We start from the raw sequence: 604 nt of genomic DNA on the forward strand, positions 1-604 counted from the left end.
TACAGCAACCCGGCCAGCATCACAGGAGGGATTTCAGCCCCCAGCAACTTGGCCAGCGGTGTACTTGCACCAAACAGCGCAGCGGCCGTCAATGCGTAAATGACGCTCGTATTCATCTCACCCACTTCTGTATCGCACGTGCAAGCAGCCTAGCCCAGCCTGCGTAACACGCGCGCTGATGCGGGTTGATCCGTCTTCGGGGTTGTTATCCGCAAATGACGTGTTCAGCAGTGCCTCCACAGCGCGGTCGGGATGCCCCAGCAACTGCTTATAGAAGGTTTTTCCATCTGCCGAGCGCGTTGCCAGAAGCCCCCAGGACTGCTTGCCGTCTGCGCTGAACACGACACTTAGCTGATGATCTGCACAGTCGTGGGGTTTACACATGTGTCCCAGCATGTAGCGCTTTCCATCTGCCGTTACACGCTCGATGGGCGTCGACGTCCCTTGAGCGTTGCTGACCCACTCTGGGAAACTGAGCATCTCTTTGTAGGCTGTTTTGTAGGGTTCCTGCTTGGCTATTTCATATAGGTAGGATTCAGCTGACGCGGTGGTTGCAACCAACAGCAGAAAAGCACCTGATTTTGAAAAACCCATTGTCCTCATG

Annotated in this window: 1 protein-coding gene and 1 pseudogene; both read right to left on the minus strand. The window is 55.1% G+C overall.

Annotated elements, in window-relative coordinates; translation table 11 throughout:
- Window positions 1–116 (minus strand): annotated as a pseudogene (locus TU76_RS25725) (EamA/RhaT family transporter); the annotation flags it as partial.
- Window position 117: 1 nt separating this feature from the next.
- On the minus strand, window positions 118–604 hold a 487-nt coding region (locus TU76_RS24180), incomplete at its 5' end, for an Ivy family c-type lysozyme inhibitor (protein ID WP_082136571.1).

Source organism: Pseudomonas psychrophila, from assembly GCF_001043005.1.
Classification (GTDB): Bacteria; Pseudomonadota; Gammaproteobacteria; order Pseudomonadales; family Pseudomonadaceae; genus Aquipseudomonas; species Aquipseudomonas psychrophila.